14 protein-coding genes are annotated in these 17,748 nt (G+C 70.2%); 12 read left to right on the top strand and 2 right to left on the bottom strand.

The annotated features are described in order from the left end of the window. The first annotated feature begins 1 nt into the window (after window position 1). The 9 genes from uxaC (at window position 2) to pknB (ending at window position 12,520) form a co-directional block, all read left to right on the top strand. The gene (gene uxaC, locus ACX1D1_RS02915; RefSeq protein WP_459055834.1) at window positions 2-1,423 is read left to right on the top strand and encodes a glucuronate isomerase; all 1,422 of its coding nucleotides are present in this window, start codon (window positions 2-4) and stop codon (window positions 1,421-1,423) included. Further along, a complete protein-coding gene (locus ACX1D1_RS02910) occupies window positions 1,420-2,856 on the top strand; it encodes a mannitol dehydrogenase family protein (protein WP_459055833.1) in 1,437 nt (478 codons plus the stop codon). Before uxaC ends, ACX1D1_RS02910 begins: the two co-directional genes overlap by 4 nt. A 36-nt stretch (window positions 2,857-2,892) precedes the next feature. Continuing rightward, window positions 2,893-3,918 (top strand): methylmalonyl Co-A mutase-associated GTPase MeaB, encoded by a 1,026-nt coding sequence (gene meaB, locus ACX1D1_RS02905; protein WP_459055832.1) that lies wholly within the window; start codon window positions 2,893-2,895, stop codon window positions 3,916-3,918. Window positions 3,919-5,168: 1,250 nt separating this feature from the next. Beyond that, the gene (locus ACX1D1_RS02900) at window positions 5,169-5,876 is read left to right on the top strand and encodes an FHA domain-containing protein (protein WP_182783152.1); all 708 of its coding nucleotides are present in this window, start codon (window positions 5,169-5,171) and stop codon (window positions 5,874-5,876) included. Between the two features lie 2 nt (window positions 5,877-5,878). After that, complete coding sequence (locus ACX1D1_RS02895; protein WP_182783151.1) at window positions 5,879-6,340, top strand: FHA domain-containing protein FhaB/FipA; 462 nt, start codon at window positions 5,879-5,881, stop codon at window positions 6,338-6,340. Between the two features lie 3 nt (window positions 6,341-6,343). Next, window positions 6,344-7,789: a PP2C family protein-serine/threonine phosphatase gene (locus ACX1D1_RS02890; protein WP_182783150.1), complete on the top strand. Its 1,446-nt coding sequence runs from the start codon at window positions 6,344-6,346 to the stop codon at window positions 7,787-7,789. Further along, the gene (locus ACX1D1_RS02885; protein WP_182783149.1) at window positions 7,789-9,183 is read left to right on the top strand and encodes an FtsW/RodA/SpoVE family cell cycle protein; all 1,395 of its coding nucleotides are present in this window, start codon (window positions 7,789-7,791) and stop codon (window positions 9,181-9,183) included. The genes ACX1D1_RS02890 and ACX1D1_RS02885 overlap by 1 nt, the downstream gene beginning before the upstream one ends. Continuing rightward, the gene (locus ACX1D1_RS02880) at window positions 9,180-10,607 is read left to right on the top strand and encodes a peptidoglycan D,D-transpeptidase FtsI family protein (RefSeq protein WP_459055831.1); all 1,428 of its coding nucleotides are present in this window, start codon (window positions 9,180-9,182) and stop codon (window positions 10,605-10,607) included. Before ACX1D1_RS02885 ends, ACX1D1_RS02880 begins: the two co-directional genes overlap by 4 nt. Window positions 10,608-10,675: 68 nt before the next feature. After that, entirely contained in the window at window positions 10,676-12,520 is a 1,845-nt protein-coding gene (gene pknB, locus ACX1D1_RS02875; protein ID WP_459055830.1) for a Stk1 family PASTA domain-containing Ser/Thr kinase, read from the top strand. A 606-nt stretch (window positions 12,521-13,126) separates the two neighbouring features. Here the strand turns inward: pknB and ACX1D1_RS02870 are convergent. Next, window positions 13,127-13,765: an aminodeoxychorismate/anthranilate synthase component II gene (locus tag ACX1D1_RS02870; RefSeq protein ID WP_459055829.1), complete on the bottom strand. Its 639-nt coding sequence runs from the start codon at window positions 13,763-13,765 to the stop codon at window positions 13,127-13,129. Window positions 13,766-13,827: 62 nt separating this feature from the next. Continuing rightward, complete coding sequence (locus ACX1D1_RS02865; RefSeq protein WP_255443759.1) at window positions 13,828-14,607, bottom strand: DUF881 domain-containing protein; 780 nt, start codon at window positions 14,605-14,607, stop codon at window positions 13,828-13,830. A 105-nt stretch (window positions 14,608-14,712) separates the two neighbouring features. Between ACX1D1_RS02865 and ACX1D1_RS02860 the strand changes: the two genes are divergently transcribed. Genes ACX1D1_RS02860 through lysS form a run of 3 tightly spaced genes read left to right on the top strand, consistent with a single transcriptional unit; the run spans window position 14,713 to window position 17,198 of the window. Beyond that, window positions 14,713-14,997, top strand: coding sequence for a cell division protein CrgA (locus ACX1D1_RS02860; protein WP_182783145.1), 285 nt, complete (start codon window positions 14,713-14,715; stop codon window positions 14,995-14,997). Further along, window positions 14,994-15,638, top strand: a complete 645-nt coding sequence (locus ACX1D1_RS02855; RefSeq protein WP_220490973.1) for an HAD family hydrolase — start codon at window positions 14,994-14,996, stop codon at window positions 15,636-15,638. Before ACX1D1_RS02860 ends, ACX1D1_RS02855 begins: the two co-directional genes overlap by 4 nt. 48 nt (window positions 15,639-15,686) lie before the next feature. Then, the gene (gene lysS / locus ACX1D1_RS02850; protein ID WP_459055828.1) at window positions 15,687-17,198 is read left to right on the top strand and encodes a lysine--tRNA ligase; all 1,512 of its coding nucleotides are present in this window, start codon (window positions 15,687-15,689) and stop codon (window positions 17,196-17,198) included. Window positions 17,199-17,748: the final 550 nt, after the last annotated feature.

Genomic DNA, 17,748 nt, shown 5'->3' with positions numbered 1-17,748 from the left:
CATGTCCCCCGCCCCCCTCGCACCCCATCCGGACCGCCTCTTCCCCGCGGAGCCGGGGGTGCGTGACATCGCCCGCGAGCTGTACTCGCACGTCGCCGAACTGCCCATCATCTCCCCGCACGGCCACGTCCCCGCGGAGTGGCTGGCCGACGACGCCCCGTTCAGCGACCCCACCACGCTCCTGCTCACCCCGGACCACTACGCGAACCGGATGCTGCACAGCGCCGCCGGCGTGGACCTCGCCGATCTCGGCGTCCCCGTCGGCACCCCGCTGAGCGAGGCGCAGTCGCGTGCCGGCTTCAGGCTCCTGTGCGAGAACTGGAAGGTCCTGCGCGGCACACCGGTGCAGTTCTGGTTCGAATCCTCGTTCGCCGACGTCTTCGGGGTCACGGTCCGCCCGTCTGCGGAGACCGCGGACCAGATCTACGACCAGATCGCCGAGTGCCTCACCCGCGACGAGTACCGCCCGAGGGCGCTGTACCAGCGCTTCAACATTGAGGCCATCGCCACCACCGACGACCCCTGCTCGGACCTCTCGGCGCACGCCAAGCTGGCCGCAGACCCCACCTGGACCGGGCGCGTGGTGCCCACGTTCCGCCCCGACGCCTACCTGGAGCCCGCCCGCCCCGGCTGGCGCAAGCTGACCGAGGACCTGGCCCGTGTCACGGACGTCGACATCTCTGACTACGCCTCGCACGTCGAGGCCATGCGGGTGCGGCGCCTGTTCTTCAAGGAACAGGGCGCGGTGTCCACCGACCACTCGCACGCCGACGCCGGAACCGAGCGCCTGAGCGACGCCCGCGCCGACTTCCTGTTCACGGAGGCCATGACCGGCACCATCTCCGCGCCCGACGCCGACGCCCTGCGCCGCCACATGATCAACGACCAGGCGCGCCTGGCCTGCGACGACGGACTGGTCATGACGCTGCACCCCGCCGTCGCGCGCAACCACGACCCCGCCACCCAGGCCAGGTTCGGTGCCGACGTGGGCGGCGACGTGCCCCACGCCGTCGAGTTCACCCGTGCGCTGCAGCCGCTGCTGTCGTCCTACGGCAACGCCGACGGGTTCCACGTCGTCGTGTTCACCATGGACGAGACCGTGTACTCCCGGGAGCTCGCCCCCCTGGCGGGGTGGTACCGCGGCATGTACGTGGGAGCCCCGTGGTGGTTCATCGACGAGGCGGACGCCATCATGCGCTTCCGCCGCAGCGTCACCGGGTACGCCGGCTTCAGCAAGACCTCCGGCTTCATCGACGACACCCGCGCGTACTGCTCCATCCCCGCCCGCCACGACGTGGCCCGCCGCGTGGACTCGGCATTCCTGGCCACCCTCGTCGCCGAGCACCGGCTCGCGATGGATGAGGCCGTCGAGACCGCCATCGATCTTGTTTCCACCCAGCCCAAGAAGGTGTTCAAGCTGTGACTACCACCACTCCCGCCCTGCCGCCCCTCACCCGCGCCGGCTTCGGCCGCCCCGCTGCCCCCGTCCGCATGGTCCACCTGGGTCTGGGCAACTTCACCCGGGCACACCAGGCCTGGTACACCGAGCACGCCAGCGACGCCGCCGAGTGGGGGATCGCGGCGTTCACCGGCCGCCGGCCCACGATGTCGGACCTGCTCACCCCGCAGGACGGCCTCTACACGCTGATCACCAAGGGTGCCCACGGGGACACGTTCGAGGTCATCTCGTCGGTCTCCCGGGTGCACCCGGCCTCGGATTTCGCCGCGCTCGTGGGCTACTTCGCATCGCCTGAGCTCGCTGTCGTGACCTCGACGGTGACCGAGGCCGGTTACCACCGAACCCCCGACGGCCGGCTGGACCTGGCCGACCCCGCCGTCGCTGATGACCTTGCCGTCCTGCGGGAACTCGTCGAGGGGGGCGACCTCAGCCCCGAGCGGATCGGCGCTCTCACCGTCGCGACGGTGCCCGCCCGGATCCTGGCCGGGCTGCTGGCGCGCCGCGCCGCCGAGGCCGGGCCGCTGACGATCCTGCCCTGCGACAACATCCCGGACAACGGCTCCGCGTTCGCCGCCGTCGTCACGGATGCCGCCGACGCCGTCCAGCCCTCGCTGGTGCACTGGATGGACCGGAACGTGGCCTGGGCCACCAGCATGGTGGACCGGATCACGCCGGCCACCACGGACGGGGACCTCGTGGAGGTGGCCCGCACGCAGGGCTACGTCGACGCCTCCCCGGTGCCCACCGAGCCGTTCAGCGAATGGGTGATCAGTGGGGAGTTCCCCGCCGGCCGTCCGGACTGGGAGTCCGCGGGCGTCCAGATCGTCGACGAGGTGGAGCCCTACGAGCAGCGCAAGCTGTGGATGCTCAACGGGTCGCACTCGCTGCTGGCCTACGCCGGGCCCATCCTCGGCGTCGAGACAGTGTCCGAGGCCATCGCCCACCCGACGCTGCGCGCCTGGGTTGAGCAGTGGTGGACCGAGGCCGGGGTCGGGCTACAGGTGCCGTGGGAGGACTACGCCCGGGCGCTGCTCGATCGCTACGAGAACCCCAACATCCGGCACCTCCTGGCCCAGATCGCCAGCGACGGGTCACTGAAACTGCCCGTGCGGATCATGCCGACGGTGAGTGCGTTCCGGGCGCGCGGTGAGGTGCCCGCGGCCGCCGTGCGGGCGGTCGCGGCGTGGCTGCTGCACCTCCGCGGGCACGGCGCCCCTGTGCGCGACGCCGGCGGTGAGGGCCTTGCCGGGCTCGTCGGCGAGGACCTGCAGGCCGACGCGGCCCGCGTCGTCGCGTTCCTCGACCCGTCGCTCGCCGACGACGTGCAGCTGCGGGACGCTGTGGCGGCGGCCGCCGAGGAGATCCTGGAACTCGAAGGCAACGCCAGGCGGGGCTGACGTCGCCGCGGGCGGCTGCGGCGGTAGGGTCGGGCCATGCGGAAGGTGACACCCGAGGAGTTGGCGGACCGGATCGTCGCGGGATCGCGGGGGCACATCGCCCGCGCCATCACGCTGGTCGAGTCATCGAAGCCGGAGCACCGTGAGCAGGCGCATCAGCTACTGCGGCTGATCGCCCCACTCACCGGCAAGGCCTTCCGCGTCGGCATCTCCGGTGTCCCCGGCGCCGGCAAGTCCACCTTCATCGACGCCATGGGAATCAAGCTGATCGACGAGCGGCACCACCGCGTGGCGGTGCTCGCGGTGGACCCGTCGTCGTCGCGGACCGGGGGTTCCATCCTCGGCGACCGCACCCGAATGGCCGAGCTCGCGGCGCGGGAGGACACCTTCATCCGGCCCTCACCGTCGGGGGGCCATCTGGGCGGCGTGGCGCGCGCCACCCGCGAGTCCATGCTCGTCCTGGAGGCGGCCGGCTACAACGTGATCCTGGTGGAGACCGTCGGCGTGGGGCAGTCAGAGGTCGCGGTGGCGGGGATGGTGGACACGTTCCTCATGCTCCAGGTGGCCCGCACCGGTGACCAGCTGCAGGGCATCAAGCGCGGCATCCTCGAGCTCGCGGACGTGATCGCCATCACGAAGGCCGATGGCGACAACGAGCAGGCGGCGAGGGTCGCGGCACGCGAGCTGAGCATCGCGATGAAGCTGATCACCAGCGACACGAAGAAGCGCCGGGCTCCGGTGCTGACCTGCTCGTCGTACACGGGGGTGGGCCTGGACGAGCTGTGGAACACCGTCGAGAAGCACCGCGCCGAGCTGGAGGCGGAGGGGTCGCTGGCCGCCCGCCGGCTGGACCAGCAGCGCGACTGGCTGTGGAACATGGTGCGCGACGAGCTGCTGGAGTCGCTGCGGACCTCGCCTCAGGTGCGTTCTGTCGCGAAGGATGTGGAGGCGCAGTTGGCGGAGGAGTCGCTGTCGGCGCTCGAAGGATCGCAGGTGATCCTGCGCGCGTTCGCCGACGCCCTGCCCACCTTCCCGTGGGCCCACCACGCCCACCACTCCTGAGTTCCGTCCCGACGCCTGCCCTCCGCCCGGACGCCTGCCTTCCGTCCCGACGCCTGCCCTCCGTCACGACGCCTGCGGAGGCGCCTGCGTTGCGTTCGGCCGCCCGCGCTGTACCGCTGGCGCCGAGAGTTAACGCAGGCGCCCAGCCCAGGCCGGCGCGGCGGCCAGCCACGGGGCAGTCCCACTGACAGGTGGCGGGAGTCGTGAGCCGAGGCCCGGGCGGCCGCTTCCTATGGTCTGCGAGCGGCGGCGAGTCACGCGTGGGTCGGTGATCGAGGCCGCCCGGGCCTCCTCTCCCGCCTCCCCGCACTCGATTCCCCGTGGCATGGCCGGGGTCAGGGCGTGTGCCGGCCGGGCGGCCCTGGTGAAAGTGAGTTGAGGCGGGAGGCCAGCCTGGTGATCCTCGGGTTGGGCGTCCCGACGCGCAGCCGCCCTGCCGTCCCCCACCCTCGCGCACAACTCGCGCCGGCTCGTCCCTGGGCGGCGGGCCCTGTGGCGCCTGCGATAAGTCTGGCCGCCCGCGCTACAGCGCCGGCTGCCGAACATAGGACAGGCGGCTCCGGGGCGCCTGCGATCTCGAGCAGGCGCCGAGACGCAAGCCAGGCGTCGAGACACAAGCCAGGCGTCGAGACACAAGCCAGTCGACGCGACGGGGACAGCCAGGCGGTGGGTGGTGGGGGCCGGGGCAGGTTGGGTGGGCGTTGATGACGGCGTGGCTGCGCGAAGCGCCGCCGCCGGCATCATGGGCGGCCCGGCCCCCACCACACGCCGCCAGACCCGACCGCCAAGTCGCCCACCGTCGAGAGGGAGTTACATCGAGGGTTGGGGGACGGCAGGGCGGCACTGCGCAGCGGTGCCCAACTTGACGATCACCCAGCTGGCATCCCGCCTGAGCAGACTGACGCCAGGGCCGCCCTGACGGCACACACCCGAACCCGGACACGCCACCAGCAGACGAGTGTGAGGAGACCAGGGACGAGGCCCGGGCGGCCTCACCACCCGACCACCAACGCACCGGCACCAACGCGCAGACCGTAGACAACGGCCGCCCGGGCGACGGGGCTGGGCTCCCCGCACCGGCAGCCAGGGCCAAGACAGCGGGAGCCGAGGGGAACAGAGACGGCACCGGCGGATCACGCGGCCTTCCTCCTTGTCGCAGCCCGATATCGCACCCGCGCAGGCTCGACGGTTAGACTGGCGGCGAACGTGTGCCTGGGGGGAGGCGCTGTCCAAGCACCGAGAGGAGGCACATGGGAGTCTTTGACAAAGCCGAGAAGCGGATCGAGTCCGCCGTGGGCAAGGTCTTCGCGAAGGCCTTCAAGGGCTTCGTGCATCCCGTGGAGATCGTCGCGGGCATCCAGCGCGAGCTCGACGCGGAGGCCAAGCTGCTCTCGCGCGACAAGCGCCTCGTGCCCAATGCCTTCACCATCGGCCTCTCACAGGCGGATTTCGACAGGCTCGTCCCGTACTCGAAGACCCTCAACGCCGAGATCCTGCCCGGCATCCGGGACCACGCCGCGGACCGCCACTACGTGTTCAACGGGCCCGTCACCATCGACTACTCCCTCGACGAATCGCTGCCCACCGGGCAGTTCACCGTCACCAGCCACGCCCTCCCCTCCGAGGGCGCGGGCCATTCCTCCGTTCCTGCCGCGGTCCCTGGGCGCCTGGTCGTCGAGGTCAACGGCGTGCGGCACCCGCTGGTGGCGCCCGGCCTGCTGATCGGCCGCGGCGCCGAGGCGGACCTCCGGCTCAACGATCCCGGCGTCTCCCGGCGCCACGCGATGATCAGCGTCTCCGGTGACCCGGACCACCCGGTGATCACCGTCGAGGACCTCGGCTCCACCAACGGCGTGCACGTCAACGGGAGCCGGGTCACCAAGACCCGTGTCGGCGAGGGGGCCAGGATCGAGGTCGGCAACACCAGGATGCTGATCCACTCACCGACGGGATCCTGAGCGTGTCTGACCTTCTCGTCGGGACGATCAAGATCGTCTTCATGGCCATGATCTGGCTGTTCATCCTCTTCGTCGCCAACGTGGTGCGCACGGACATGTTCGGTCGCCGGGTGCCCGTCTCATCGCTCGCGGCCATCCCCGCGGACCGGGGGCGGGGCCGCAACCGTTCGAAGCTGCCCACCCGGTTCGCCATCACGGCCGGGGGGCAGCAGGGCACCGCGGTCCCCGTCGAGCCCACCATCAACCTCGGCCGCGCCGCGGACTCCACCCTGCTCCTCGACGACGACTACGCCTCCGCCCGGCATGCCCAACTGGTGCAGAAGGACCCCACCACCTGGGTGATCACGGACCTGCAGTCCACCAACGGCACCTACGTCAACGGCAAACTCGTGACAGAACCCACGAAGGTCACCGTCGGGGACGTGGTCCGCATCGGCAAGACCCTCATGCGGTTCGAGATCTGATCCATGACCTTCTCCCTCCGCTTCGCCGCCCACTCGGAAGTGGGCAGGATCCGCAAGAACAACCAGGACTCCGGCTACGCCTCCCCCACCATGCTGCTGGTCACCGACGGCATGGGCGGCGCCGCAGCGGGTGACCTGGCCTCCGCCGTCGCGGCGCAGGAGGCGGCACGCTCGGATCAGCGCGCGGCTGACGGCGAGGAGATGCTGGAGCGGATGGCCGGGATGATCGCCCGCGCCAACACGAAACTCACGGAGCTGATCGAGGAGGACCTGGAGCTCGACGGCATGGGCACCACCTTCTGCGGCGCCATGTTCAACGGCACCCAGTTCGGGCTGGCGCACATCGGCGATTCCCGCGGCTATCTGCTCCGCGACGGCGAACTCACCCAGCTCACCCACGACCACTCGTGGGTCCAGTCGCTCCTCGACGACGGCAAGATCACCCCGGAGCAGGCCGCCACCCATCCGCACCGCTCGCTCATCCTCAAGGTCCTCAACGGACAGGTCGAGTTCGAGCCGGACCTCGAAGTCCTCGACGCGCAGGTGGGCGACCGCCTCATGTTCTGCTCCGACGGGCTCAGCGGCCTGGTGGACAATGCGACCCTCCGCGAGTTCCTCACCATCGACGACGCGTCGTCTGCGATCTCCCGGCTGTCCGAGACGGCCAACGCCAACGGTGGCCACGACAACATCACCATCGTGATCGGCGACGTCGTGCCTCAGGACGACGCCCTTGACGCGCTCGAGGGCCAGCTCGTCGGCGCCGCCGTCGACCTCAAGGTCCCCCGGACGGGGCAGTTGGCCATGACGAAGGGCGGCACTGGACGCGGGCCGCAGTGGCCGCAGTCCGCACCCGCCGTCGACGTGGAGCACGACGCGGCGGAGGTCGCGCGCTACGCGCCGCACGAGGCGAAGCACCGCTGGCCCGGCATCACGGCCCTGGTCCTCGCCGTCGCTCTGGTACTCGGTGGCAGCGCGTGGGGGGTCATCTCGTACTCGCGCACCCGCTACTTCGTGGCCGCCGACGACGGGTACGTGGCGATCTACAACGGCATCCCCGGCTCACTGCTGGGGCTGGACCTCAACACCCTCACCCAGCGCACCGACATCCCCGTGACCGACCTGCCCCGTTTCTATCAGCGCGTGGTGGACGGCGCTATCCAGGTGGACAGCCTGCCCGCCGCCCGGGGCACCACCCAGCAGCTGCGCACCCTGGCCGAGCGCTGCGTCGAGGTGCGGGAGGAGAGGCAGCAACCCACGCCGCAGCTGTCGCCGTCACCCAGCCCGACGGCCACCCCGTCGTCGACCATCCCCGGCCTGCCCACCACCACGCTGTCGGCGGTGCCCGGCGCCACCGCGCAGTCCGCTCCCCCGAGCTTCCTGCTTCCCTCCACCCTCGTCACCGCGACCCCCACGGCCAGCGCCGAGGCTGACCCCGAGGCCTGCTGATGACGGCAGCGGTCCAGCCGGCGGTCTCGGATGAGGTGATCGTCTACAAGAAGCGACGGACGGTCGAGCTGTTCCTGGTGCTGTTCGCTCAGTCGTTCGGTCTGGCCGGTTGGGTCATCACGAGCCTCAACCTCTACGGCGAACTGCCCCAGAACCTGATTCCGGTGACCGCTCTCTGGTACGGGATGGGGGTTGCCGCGCACCTCGTCGTGCGCTTCCGACTGCCCTATGCGGACCCGGTGATCCTGCCGTCGGTGTTCCTCCTCAACGGCCTGGGCCTGGCGATGATCTCGCGGATCGACCAGATCCCTGAGCCCGTCAACGACGACGCGGCCACCCAGCTGCTGTGGACGGCGCTCGGGCTGATCCTGTTCGCCGCCGTCGCGATCGGCCTCCGCGACCACCGCCGCCTCCAGCGCTACCCCTACCTCCTGTTCATCTCCGGCCTGGTGCTGCTGCTGCTGCCGCTGCTCCCGGTGATCGGCGTCTCCTCCGGTGGCGCCCAGATCTGGATCCGGGTCTTCGGCTTCTCGTTCCAGCCCGCCGAGGTGGCCAAGATCGCGCTGTCGATCGCGTTTGCCGCCTACCTCTACGAGAAGCGCGAGGTGCTCGCGCTTGCCGGTAAGCGGTTCATGGGCATCGAACTGCCCCGCGCCCGCGACCTCGGACCCATCGCGGTGATGTGGCTGCTGTGCCTGGTGGTGATGGTGTATCAGAACGACCTGGGCACCTCGATGCTGTTCTTCGGGCTGTTCACGGTGATGATCTACGTGGCGACGGAGCGGCCCGCGTGGCCCATCCTCGCCGGCCTCTCCTTCGTCGTCGCCGCCCTTGCCGCCAACCAGTTCACCCACCACGTGCCGCGTCGCGTCAACGCCTGGCTGGACCCGTTCAGCAACTACGACCAGAACCTTCAGATCATCAGCGCGCAGTTCGGGTTCGCCTGGGGCGGACTGTTCGGCCGCGGCTGGGGCCTGGGCCGGCCCGGGCTCACCCCGCTGGCCAAGAGCGACATGATCGCGGCCGCCCTGGGTGAGGAGATCGGCGTGCTCGGGCTCATGGCCATCGTGCTGGTGTACGCGCTGCTGGTTGCGCGCGGCTTCAAGACGGCAGTCACCTCGCCCGACGGGTTCGGCAAGCTGCTGGCCACCGGGCTGAGCTTCACGTTCGCGCTGCAGGTGTTCGCCATCATCGGCGGCGTCACCCGGCTCCTGCCGCTGACGGGCCTCACCACGCCGTTCATGTCCCAGGGCGGCTCCAGCCTGATCGCCAACTGGATCATCATCGCCATCCTCATGGTGATCTCGCATCGCAGCCGGATGCCCCAGGCCGCCACGGCCGCCCCGCGCGAAATGGGTGCGGTCAACGATGAGACGGCGGTGATCAGCCGATGAACGTGCCCATCCGCAGGGTGACGGTGTTCGTGGCCCTCATGATGGCCGCGCTGCTGCTCAACCTCACCGCCATCTCGGTGGTCCAGGCCGAGGACCTCAACGCGCACCCGAGCAACCGTCGGGTCCGCGACGCCGAGTTCGCCCGCCCCCGCGGCGCTATCCTGGTGGGCAACGAGCCCATCGCCGTCTCGGTGCCCCGGCCCGGCCGGTTCCCCTACGTGCGGACCTATCCCGCGGGAGAGCTGTGGTCGACGGTGACCGGCTGGTACTCCTACGACTACGCCCGCTCCGGCCTCGAGAGCTCCTTCAACGAGGAGCTGGCCGGCACCTCGTCCGAGCAGTCGATCGACCGGATCGTCGATCTGGTCACCGGGCAGAGCTCGCAGGGCGCCAACATCTCCACCACCCTCAACCCGCGCGCCCAGGCCGCGGCCGTCCGCGCCCTGGGCAGCCAGCAGGGCGCCGCCGTCGCGATGAACTACGAGACCGGCGAGATCCTGGCCATGGTCTCCACGCCCACCTACGATCCCAACCGGCTGGCCACCGTCGACCTCGAGGTGGCGCGGGAGGCCTGGACGGAGCTCCTGGACTCCCCGGACGAGCCGCTGAAGAACCGCGCCGCCCGCGAGGTGTACCCGCCCGGCTCCACCTTCAAGCTCGTCACGGCTGCGGCGGCTCTGGAGGACGGCATGGTGCCGAGCAGCGAGTTGGATGCCCCCGCTTCGCTGCGGCTGCCCAACTCCAGCCGCTCCATCGGCAACTCCACCAACTGCGGCGGCACCACCGTGACCCTGCAGCAGGCGCTCCAGACCTCGTGCAACACGGCCTTCGGGTCCCTGGCGCTGGATCTGGGCAGCGACAAGCTGCAGGCGATGGCCGAGGCGTTCGGGTTCAACCAGGAACAGAGCCTGGACCTCGCGGCCGCCACGTCACGGTTCCCCACCGAGCTCGACGAGGCCCAGACCGCGTTGTCGGCGATCGGTCAGTACGACGTGGCCGCCTCCCCCCTGCAGATGCTGCAGGTGGCGGCCGCCATCGCCAACGACGGCGTCATGATGTCTCCCTACCTGGTCAGCACCGTGACCAACCAGGACCTGACGGTGCTGAGCTCCCGTGGCCCCGAGGTGATCGGCCAGCCGATCAGCGGCTCCACAGCCGGGCTGCTGCAGCAGATGATGGTGGCCACCGTCGAGGACGGCACCGGGCGCCCCGCGCAGCCCGACGGCGTCGTGGTCGGCGGGAAGACTGGCACCGCCCAGACCGCGCCGGACCGCCCCCCCTACGCGTGGTTCGTCGGCTACGCCGAGGACCCGTCGGTGGCCATCGTCGCGTTCGTGGAGAACGCCGACGTGGACCGCGACGACATCTCCGGGGGTCGGCTCGCGGCCCCCATCTTCAAGGCCGTACTGGAGGCTCTCCGATGAACTTCTCAGACACCTCTCAGGTAGATGGCGCACTATTGTGCGTGACTGACCGAAAGGATCGTTAAGCGATGACAGAGCGAGGAGCGCTGCTCGGCGGCCGCTATGAACTCGACCAGGTGATCGGTCGGGGCGGCATGGCCGAGGTGTGGCGCGCACGGGATCTCCGTCTCGAGCGCGATGTGGCGGTCAAACGGTTGCGGGTGGACCTGGCCAGCGACCCCACGTTCCAGGCCCGTTTTCGACGGGAGGCTCAGTCCGCGGCCGGTCTGAACCACCCCAACATCGTCGCGGTCTACGACACCGGTGAGGAGCGCGACCCCTCGTCGGAGGTCTCTGTCCCCTACATCGTGATGGAGCTCGTCGAGGGCGTGACGCTGCGCGAGGTCCTGCGCGATGGCCGCAAGATCGTGCCGGACCGCGCCATGGAGTTCACGGCCGGCGTGCTCGACGCCCTGGCCTACTCGCACCGCGCCGGCATCATCCACCGCGACATCAAGCCCGCCAACGTCATGCTCACCCCCAACGGCACCGTCAAGGTGATGGACTTCGGCATCGCCAGGGCTGTCGCGGACACCTCCGCCACCATGACGCAGACCGCGGCCGTGATCGGCACCGCGCAATACCTGTCCCCCGAGCAGGCGCGCGGCGAGAAGGTGGACAACCGCTCGGACATCTACTCCGTCGGCTGCCTGCTCTACGAACTGCTCACCTCGCAGCCACTGTTCAAGGGCGACTCCCCCGTGAGCGTCGCCTACCAGCACGTGCGGGAGATTCCCGTGCCGCCGTCGGAGATCGACACCGAGATCAGCCCGTCGATGGACGCGATCGTGCTGAAGTCGCTGGCGAAGGACCCGCGGGACCGCTACCAGGACGCCTCCGAGATGCGCGAGGACCTTCTCCGCGCTCTGAACGGGCAGCCTGTGCTGGCCGCGTTGCCGGCAGAGCCGGCCACGAAGGTGATTCCGAGCGATCCGATGACCACCACCGCGCGACGGGGGGCTGTGGTGCCTGCTCCGTCGCCGGTGCTCTCTCCCACCGACACGGACCTGATGGAGCCCGAGGAGAAGAAGTCTAACAAGGGCGTGATCGCGCTGGCGATCGTCGCCGGGCTCATCCTGATCGCCATGGGCGTGGCCATCTGGACCATCCTCAACCCGCCCGAGCCGCCGTCGACGGCAACCGTCCAGATTCCGACGGTGGTGGGGCAGACCGAGCTGGCGGCCACCAACATCCTCACCGACGCCCGGCTGGTGCCCAACGTCACCTACGAGGCGCGCCTGGACGTCGACGAGGGGGTGGTGCTGAGCTCGGATCCAGTGGCGGGGACGATGGTGGAACCCGGGTCACGGGTGGCACTGGTGGTCTCCAGCGGGCCGGACGAGAAGACGGTGCCCGATGGGCTGACGGGGGTCACGGTCGCGGAGGCTCGACGGTTGCTCGAGGCGGCTGGGCTGACGAAAGTCTCGGAGGAGGATGCGGACCCGGCCACCGAGCCGATCGACGCTGTCGCGGGGAATGTGGTGTCGGTGAATCCGGCCACTGGAGCGACGGTGCCGCCGGATCAGCAGATCGTGCTGACCGTGGCGACGGGTCGTTCGCTGGTGCCCGTGCTGACGGAGCGCACGGCGTCGGCGGCGCAGCGTGAGGCTGAGGCTGCGGGCTTCCGGGTCGAGGTCACTGAGGATGAGACCACTGAGGTGTCGCCCGGCCTGGTCTTCGATCAGGATCAGACCGCCGGTACGGCGCTGGACCGTGGAACGGTGATCAACATCAGGGTCGCGGTGGCTCCCCCGGAGGTTGAACCCACGACGCCTCCGCCCACGAGTGAGCCACCCGTCGTTGAGACCCCGACACCTCCCCCTTCCCCGCCGGCCTCTGAGTCCCCGACGCCTGACCCGTCCGCGACCCCGTAGCCCCGGACGACGCGGAGCGGCTTGGCCCGGCCTTCCCGCTCCCTGAGCTGAGAAGGGCCGCCCATCCGCTCCCTGAGGAGGGCCGCCCGCGGAGCGGCGTGGCCCGTCCATCCGCTCCCTGAGGAGGGCCGCCCGCGTAGCGGCGTGGCCCGTCTCGAAGGGTCGTGACTACCACCTTCATGCAGTTCTGGTGGTCGGGTGCGGGGAGCCGTGAGTCGATGCCCAGGCGGCCGTTGTCCAGGGTCCGCTGATCGCCGCCGGTCAATCTGTGGTCGGGTTGTTGAGGCCGCCCGGGCATCGTCTCCCGTCTCCCCGCACTCGGTCCTCCCTGTGGCGTGGTCCTGTCCCGGGTGCGGGCCGGCAGGGCGGCGTTGGGGTTGGGTCTGCTTGGGCGGGATTCCAGCTGGGTGATCGTCGGGTTGGGCACCGCTGCGCAGTGCCGCCCTGCCGTCCCCAACCCGTGCGTTCACGCGCAGGTTCTGGAGCCTTCGAAATCTCCCGCGGAAGATCGGAAATCGGGGGTGCCCCCAGAGTGTGGCCTCGGGGTCGGTCTACCATCCCGGAATCCACACTCTGCGGAGGGGTGGTAGCCCCCGGGGGCCGGGATCAGTCGAGGGTGGTGGTGACCAACGGGGACATGCCCTCGGCGCGGCGCGGGGCGTCGTCGTCGCCACACTCGACCAACCAGTTGGCCAACATCTGATATCCCCCCTCGGTGAGCACCGACTCAGGGTGGAACTGGACCGCCTCGACGGCGAGGTCGCGGTGCCGGACCGCCATGATCACGCCGGTCTCCGTGCGTGCCGTGACCTCCAGCACGTCAGGAACGGTCTCCTCGACGATGGCCAGCGAGTGGTAGCGCGTGGTGGTCACCGGCGATGGCAGGCCCTTGAACACGCCCTTGCCCTCGTGGAACACCGGGGAGGTCTTGCCGTGCAGCAACTCCGGCGCGCGGTCCACGACACCGCCGTAGGCCACGCCCATGGCCTGGAGGCCGAGACACACCCCGAACAGCGGCTTCACGCCGCCGAGCGTGCGCACCACGTCGATGCACACCCCCGCCTCCTCGGGCGTGCCGGGCCCCGGGGAGAGGAGCACGCCGTCGAAGGGCTTGTGCCAGCCCTCCTCCGCGAAGCGCGGATCGTCGTTGCGCCACACCTCGACCTCGGCGCCGATCTGCGCCAGGTAGGACACGATGTTGTAGACGAACGAGTCGTAGTTGTCGATCACGAGGATGGCTGCCACGCGGCCATTGTGCCACCGGGAGCCCGATCCGCCGCGCGCCGTTCGGCGGCACCGCGACACCGTCAGCCGGCGGCCTGCGCCAGGGAGATGCCGGTGGTGCCGCTGAAGGCGGGTAGCTCCAGCTGCTGGGGCCGTTCCACCGCGTAGCCGAGGCCGTAGGCGTCAACGTACTGCCGGTAGATCTGCACCGCCTCGGACGCATCGAGCCCAGCCTGCAGCCGCTGCTGATCCCCGACGGCCTCGATCACATACGGCGGCGCGTACGGGATGCCGTGCAGCACGACGGTGTTGCCGACGCACTTGATGCCGGTGGTCGCGATCACGCGCTGGCCCTGAATGGTCATCGCCTCCGCCCCGCCGGCCCACAGCGCGTTGGCCACCGCCTGGATGTCCTGCTGGTGGACGACGAGCGCGTCGTCGTCGACACCTGCGGGGCGGACGTCGTTGGGGGCGTCGGTCAGCGTCACCCTCAGGCCCGGCCCGCCCACCGCGACCAGGCCCGCCTGGAACTCGGCTTCAGCGAGGTCGTCGGCGAGATCCCCTGTGCCCACCTGGCCCGAGCCGAGCGACGCCACCTCGGCCCGCAGCTCGTCAGCCTCCAGGCTCAGCTCCGCATTGCGCTGGCCCTGCGACACGATGAGGTCGCGCATGTCCGCGTTGCGGTCCGTCCTCAGATCCGTGCCTCGGGCTGCCAGCGCCGCCACCGTCATCATGAAGCCCGCCAGCACACAGACCAGGATGGTGGTCACCCGTCCGCGGCCGGAGCGGTGCCGAAGCTGGTTCTTGCCGATGTTGGCGCGCACGCGCGGCACCCGCTGCTTCAGCGCGCCCCACATGCCCATGGCCCCACGGTACCCGGCGCGCGGCGCGCCAGGGATTCCTCAGGCGGCGATGTGGGCGATTCGTCGACGCTGACCTAGGCTAGGTGCCCGACGAAGGAGGCAAAAGTGCCCGAATCAAAGGTGCGCAAGACCGCCGAGGACAAGAAGAAGTCCAAGGCGAAGGCAGAGCTCACGGAGCAGCGACGTGAAGCCGCCCGGTTGGCGCCCCGCGGACGGTCCTGGGTGCCGGCGGTCTTCCTGCCGATCGGCCTCATCGGCGTCGCCTGGATGGTCACCTGGAACCTGGCCTACGAGTACATCGGCTTCATGCGCTCCCTCGGGGACTGGAACCTGGCCATCGGCCTGGGCCTCATCGTCGTGAGCTTCACAGGAATGACCCTGTGGAAGTGACCGGGATCGGCACGTTCGACGCTGTCATCTTCGACTTCGACGGCACCCTCGCCGATTCCATCGCCTCGATGCATCGCGCCTACAGGCTGTGGGCCGCCGAGTACGGGGTGGATCTCGAGACCCTGCGGCAGTACACGGGCCGGCCGGCCGAGGCGGTGGCGCGCGCTCTCCTGCCAGCGGACATCGCGCCCGCTGCCGGGGCACGGATCGACGAGTTGGAGGTCTCGGACACCGACGGCGTGGTGGCGCTCCCAGGAGCGGCCGCTGCCTTCGCGGCCATCCCCACCCACCGTCGCGCCATCGCCACCTCCTGCACCACCGCGCTGTTGGACGCCCGCCTGGGCGCCACCGGCCTGCCTCGCCCCGAGGTCATCGTGACCCGGGACCAGGTGGAGAACGGGAAGCCCGCCCCGGACAGCTTCCTGCTCGCAGCCCTGCGGCTGGGCGTGGATCCCGCGCGCTGCCTGGTCTGCGAGGACGCCCCCGCCGGGGTGGCCGCCGCCCGTTCGGCCGGCATGAAGGTGCTGGGCGTCCTGACCGAGCACCGCGCCGACGAGCTCGCCGCGGACTGGACCACCGAAAGCCTCGCCGGCGTGGTCTTCGAGGACACCGTCGACGGGGTGCGCGTCAGCTGGGCGTGAGCCCTCGCCGTGACGGGCGGGACACCCCCACCCGTTAGGATGTCCCGCGTGACTGATACCCCCTCCGCCCTGCCCAGCGACTCGGAACAGACCGCCATCCGCAAGGAGAAGCGCGCCCGGTTGCTGGACGCCGGGGTTGAGCCGTATCCGGCGGACCTGGAGCGCAGCCACACCCTGCGGGCAATCCGGGGCACCTGGGGACACCTTGAGGCCGGGCAGGAGACGCAGGACCTCGTCACCACCGGCGGGCGCGTGGTCTTCATCCGCAACACCGGCAAGCTGGCCTTCGCCACCCTGCAGGACGGCTTCACCCCCGACGACAACGGCGAGCGCCTCCAGGTGATGCTGTCGCTGGCCGAGGTGGGCGATGAGGCGCTCGCGGCCTGGAAGGCCGACGTGGACCTCGGCGACTTCGTCTGGGTGACCGGCCGGGTCATCTCGTCGAAGCGCGGTGAGCTGTCCATCATGGCCTCCGAGTGGCGGATGGCATCCAAGGCGCTTCGGCCGCTGCCCGTGATGCACAAGGACCTCTCCGAGGAGGCGCGCGTGCGCCGTCGCTACGTGGACCTCATCGTGCGCGACGACGCCCGCCAGATGGTCCGCACGCGCGCCGCCATCACCCGGGCGGTCCGCCAGACGCTGTACGCGCAGGACTACATCGAGGTGGAGACGCCCATCCTGCAGCTCGTGCACGGCGGCGCCGCGGCGCGCCCGTTCACCACCCACATCAACGCGTTCGACATCGACATGACGCTGAGGATCGCCCTGGAGCTGCACCTCAAGCGCACCATGGTGGGCGGCGCGGACCGCGTCTTCGAGATGGGCAGGGTGTTCCGCAACGAGGGCATCGACTCGACGCACTCCGCGGAGTTCACCATGCTCGAGGCCTACATGGCGTGGGGGGACCAGCGCACGATCGCGCGGCTGATCCAGGACATCATCGTCGCGGCGGCGGACGCGGTGGGGTCGCGGCAGATCGAGACGCCGAAGGGCGTCATCGACCTCGACGGCGAGTGGCCGTGGCTGTCGGTCTTCCCGGCCATGTCCGAGCGGTTCGGGGAGGAGATCACCGTCGACACGCCCCTGGAGACCCTGCACCGGATCGCCGACGCGCACGAGGTGGAGTACGACCCCAAGTGGGCCGCGGACAAGATGGCGATGGAGCTGTTCTCCGAGGTGATCGAACCGGACCTGCTGCAGCCCACGTTCGTCTATGACTACCCGTCGATCGCCCAGCCGCTGGCGCGCCAGCACCGCTCGGAGCCGGGGAAGGTCGAGGCGTGGGACCTGATCATCGGCGGCCTCGAGCGCGGCACCGGCTTCACCGAGCTGGTGGACCCGGTGATCCAGCGGGAAGTGCTGGTGTCCCAGTCGCTCAAGGCGGCCGGGGGTGATCCGGAGGCGATGCAGTTCGACGGCGACTTCATCGAGGCGCTCGAGTACGGGGTGCCGCCGATGGGCGGTCTGGGGTTGGGCATCGACCGGTTGATTATGCTGCTGACGGGCGTCGGCATCCGCGAGACGATCCTCTACCCCCTCCTCCGCCCTAGCACCAGCTGATGAGGTCGGGGCCTGAACTCGGGGGCCTTAACGCGTGGGTCGGGTTGGCGCTGGATGGTGGCGGCCGGTCCCGCCCGTGACTCCTCGATGAGGCGCTGACGCGCCTGACCTCGTCGCACATGCCCGAGCCAACCCGGCCCGGCCGCCACCACCCAGCACCGCTTCACGCCACAGCGGGCGCAGCCCGGCACCACCCGACCACCAGGAACCATCCCCAGCAGTCATCGGCGGCGGCGAAGTCAGGGCAACCCGCACCTGAGCGCCGAGCGGTGGCTGAGGGGGACCGGTCGCGGTGGGTCGGGCGTTGGGGCTAGGCAGGCCGGCGGTTTGGGCCTGCCGACGGGGCGCCCCATGGGCGAGGCCGGTCCCCCTCAGCCGCCGCGGACCGTCGGCCCCGTCCGTGGGGAGGGCAGAGCCCGCGGTGGGGCCCAATTATCACAAGTTGATAACCCCGGTTGACTTTCGGCGGGGGTCGCACATACGCTTCTAGCAATCCCTGAGAGCGCTCTCGATGATTCGCCGAAGACAGATGAGAGCGCTCTCTACGGGA

This window comes from Tessaracoccus luoxuelianae (genome assembly GCF_054483915.1).
This window is presented reverse-complemented; position numbering and strand designations above follow the sequence as displayed.